The sequence below is a fragment of the Dietzia sp. CQ4 genome (genome assembly GCF_014145125.1).
GTDB lineage: Bacteria > Actinomycetota > Actinomycetes > Mycobacteriales > Mycobacteriaceae > Dietzia > Dietzia natronolimnaea.
Window position 1 is genome coordinate 1 of sequence record NZ_JAALDZ010000140.1, and the last position, 3480, is coordinate 3480.

General features: G+C 72.2%; 3 protein-coding genes and 1 pseudogene. 2 read left to right on the plus strand and 2 right to left on the minus strand.

What is annotated here, in order from left to right; all coding sequences use genetic code 11:
* A partial coding sequence (locus G6031_RS08835; RefSeq protein WP_241737267.1) for an HNH endonuclease signature motif containing protein occupies positions 1-1204 on the plus strand: 1204 nt, incomplete at its 5' end.
* 5 nt (positions 1205-1209) lie between these two features.
* Here G6031_RS08835 and G6031_RS08840 read toward each other — a convergent pair.
* Positions 1210-1683, minus strand: coding sequence for a molybdenum cofactor biosynthesis protein MoaE (locus tag G6031_RS08840; RefSeq protein ID WP_182639505.1), 474 nt, complete (start codon positions 1681-1683; stop codon positions 1210-1212).
* A gap of 50 nt (positions 1684-1733) precedes the next feature.
* Positions 1734-2783, minus strand: coding sequence for a bifunctional molybdenum cofactor biosynthesis protein MoaC/MoaB (gene moaCB / locus G6031_RS08845; RefSeq protein WP_182653043.1), 1050 nt, complete (start codon positions 2781-2783; stop codon positions 1734-1736).
* A gap of 98 nt (positions 2784-2881) precedes the next feature.
* Here moaCB and G6031_RS08850 point away from each other — a divergent pair.
* Positions 2882-3480: pseudogene (locus G6031_RS08850) on the plus strand (NADH:flavin oxidoreductase/NADH oxidase); the annotation flags it as partial.

A 3480-nucleotide genomic window follows, 5' to 3' on the forward strand; every position in this document is an offset into this window, starting at 1 on the left:
GATCGACCGCGGGTTGATGCCCGAGCAGTTGGCGATCGATATCGCGTGCCGCCTGGCCGAGGTACCCGACGCGATCGTGTCGGTCGTGGAGGACGAGGTGGTCGCGCGTGTCATGGACGACCTCGACGGTGGCGACCGGCCGAGCCGCACCGCGGTGGACTCCGTGATCGATGATGCCGTGGGGAGACACGACCCGGCTGCCGCGGAGGATGCAGCCGCCGCGGCGGCCGCTACCCGCTCGGTCCGATTCCGCGGGGCACGGAACGGCATAGCCACGATGTGGGCCAGGCTCACCGCTGCCGATGCCGAACTCCTTCGGCGTCGCATCGAGACCGACGCGTCGGCCGCCTCGGCGGACGGGTTGGATCGTCCCATGGACCAGCTCCGCGCCGACGCCCTCGCCGCGCTCGCCGTCTACCCGTCAGATGCGGGCCGGTCCGCGGCCGATGCCGCCTCCGCCGCTGCCCGCGCGTCCGAGCACGACGGTATCGAGCACGACGGCATCGAGCACGACGGCATCGAACTCGGCGACGTCAGGGTCGGCGCGGACCTGCCCCGGCCCACACTGGGCAACGCCGCGCGGGCCGGTCAGCCGATCCGCATCAGCGTGATCGCCTCCGCGGCCCGGGGCCTGCCCAACCGTGTCGAGTTCGTCCACGGCGCGTACAGCAGCTTCGAGTGGCTCTGCACGGAACTGCTCGAGGGGGACGACGCGAGCGTGCGGTTCGAGCTCATCGACCCTGCCCCGGGCGTGCTCGACTCCCCGGAACACGCCCTGCGCTACGTGATCACCCCGGCGATGGCCGAGCGCATCCGATTGCGCGACGGCACCTGCCGGCACCCGGGGTGCTCGGTTCCCGCCGAGGACTGCGACGTGGACCATGTGCTCGCGTTCAACAAGAAGGACCCTGAACTCGGCGGGCCGACCACCGAGTGGAACCTCGTCTGCCTGTGTCGGAAACACCACCGGGAGAAGACGTTCGGGACCAACGCCTACCGGTCCGGGCCGTTGGGTGATCTCGTCATCATCACCGACACCGGGCACGAACACCGCACCAGACCCAAGGGCCCCCTGGCCCGTGCTCGTGACGCCATCCGGGAACGCGAGTGGAACGCCTACGCGGATCGCACCATCGCCGACGACGGCACACTCGTCAACCCGCCGGGTCACCACAGGCACGGATCCCGCAGACGGCCAGCCTGATCGACTCAGCAGTCGCCGACGCCCACCCACTCCGAGACGCCGTCGGTGAAGCGCTGCCGCTTCCAGATGGGCACCCCGCGCTTGAGTCGTTCGATGAGCTCCGAGCAGGCGGCAAAGGCCTCGGCCCGGTGCGGCGCCACGGCCACCACCACCACGGCGACCTCGCCCACCGGCAGCACCCCCACCCGGTGCACCGCGCCGATGCGGACGGAGCGCCGCGGGTCGAGCGGTCCGCCCTTCTCGAGGTCGGGCGAGGTGTGTTCGGTCGCCACCTCGTCGCAGAGCCGTTCGAGGACGTCCTGCGCCGTGGGGTGGGCCGAGTACTCGATGTCGAGCACGTCGCGACCGTGGTCGTGGTCGCGCACCACCCCGGAGAACGTGACCATGGCGCCGTCGGCGGTGCTCCAGACGGCCTTCTCGACCTCACGGGGGTCGATCGCGGTCTCGGTGATCTGCACGAGTGGACTGCGGACGGTCATGGTCGGTTCCTCCTCGCGGTTCGGTCCCGGGCGGCTGCGGGCGGGGACGGTCAGTGCCCGCCACCGTGGGCGTGGACGGCGAGCAGGTGGTCCAACAACTCGTCGAGTACCGCAAGTCCGTCGCGCACCCCGCCCGAAGAGCCCGGGAGGTTCGCCACCAGGGTACGTCCGGAGAAGCCCGCCAGGCCGCGGCTCATCGCGGCGGTGGGGGTCGAGGCCAGCCCGCGGGCGCGCATCGCCTCGGCGACGCCGGGGAGCTCGAGTTCCAGGTGGGGCGCGGTGGCCTCGGGGGTGCGGTCATCAGGGGCGACCCCGGTGCCGCCGGTGGTCAGCAGGACGGCCGGCGAGCGGCGGACCTGTTCGGTCACCACCGCGGCGATCTCGGCGTCCGGGACCACGTGGACCTCGACCGGGGAGAAACCGCGCTCGAGGAGCCAGCCCTCGATGGCGGGGCCGGTGGTGTCCTCCCGTCGCCCGTGCGCGGCGGCGGTGGAGGAGACGACGACGACGGCGCTCCGGCCCGACTCCACCGCGGTCCGCCCGGTGGCCGCGCGAGCCGACTCGTCGTCGGACTCCCTGGTCCAGTCGCCCCGCTTGCCGCCGGTCTTGGCGGCCAGCCTGACCCCGTCCATCGTGGCCAGGGGGTCGACGGCCTTGACCATGTCGTGCAGCGTCAGGCCGGCCACCGACACGGCGGTGAGCGCCTCCATCTCCACGCCCGTGCGGCCGGTCGTCCTGGCGGTGGCCGACACTCTGATCTCGCCGGCCGGCGCGTCGAGATCGAAGCGCACCTTGACCGAGTTCAGGGGGATCTGGTGACACAGGGGGATCAGCTCGGAGGTCTTCTTGGCGGCGCCGATCCCGGCCAATCTGGCGGTGGCCAGTACGTCGGCCTTGCCCAGATCGTCGCCCGCGACCATGGTCACCACCTCCGGCCGGGTGCGGAAGACCCCCTCGGCGGTGGCGGTGCGGGTGGTGACGGCCTTGTCGCCCACGTCGACCATCCGGACCCGGCCCTCGGCGTCGAGATGGGTGAGCTGCGGCTGTGGGGTCAGCGTGGGCTCCGAGGAGGAACCCGGTCCGGTCTGGGCGTCAGTCATGGCGCCCACGCTAGTCGGCGGCGAAGGGGTGCGTGAGCGCCCGTCCGGGGGTGGTCCCCGGCGACCCTGACCCGGCCGGCGCGGGTTTAATCGGTGGCATGCCGCTGCTCTTCGACCCCATCCGAATCCGCGATCTCGAGATCCGGAACCGCGCGTGGCTCTCACCGATGTGCCAGTACTCGTGCGACGCCCGCGACGGCGTCCCCACCCCGTGGCATCTCGTGCACCTCGGCGCGCGGGCGCAGGGCGGGTTCGGGCTGATCGTCGCGGAGGCGTCCGCGGTGGTCCCGGAGGGTCGCATCAGCGCCCACGACGCCGGGCTGTGGAACGACGCGCAGCGGGACGCGTGGGCGCCGATCGTGGACTTCGTGCACTCGCAGGGCGCGGCGATCGGGATCCAACTGGCCCACGCCGGGCGCAAGGCGTCGACCTACAGGGCCTTCCCGGGAGAGCCCACCGGCTCGCTGCCGGTAGAGGAGGGCGGGTGGACCACGGTCGCCCCCTCGGCGATCCCGTTCGGCGACATGGCCACTCCCGTCGCGCTGGACCTCGAGGGGATCCGCGGCGTGGTGGACGCCTTCGCCGATGCCGCGCGACGCGCGGATCAGGCCGGGTTCGACGTGGTCGAGATCCACGCGGCGCACGGCTACCTCGTCCACGAGTTCCTCTCACCCCTGTCCAACGAGCGGACGGACGA

Coding starts and splice junctions, on each gene's coding strand:
- G6031_RS08840 (WP_182639505.1), bottom strand. CDS start 1,683: ATGACCGTCCGCAGTCCACTCGTGCAGATCACCGAGACCGCGATCGAC.
- moaCB (WP_182653043.1), bottom strand. CDS start 2,783: ATGACTGACGCCCAGACCGGACCGGGTTCCTCCTCGGAGCCCACGCTG.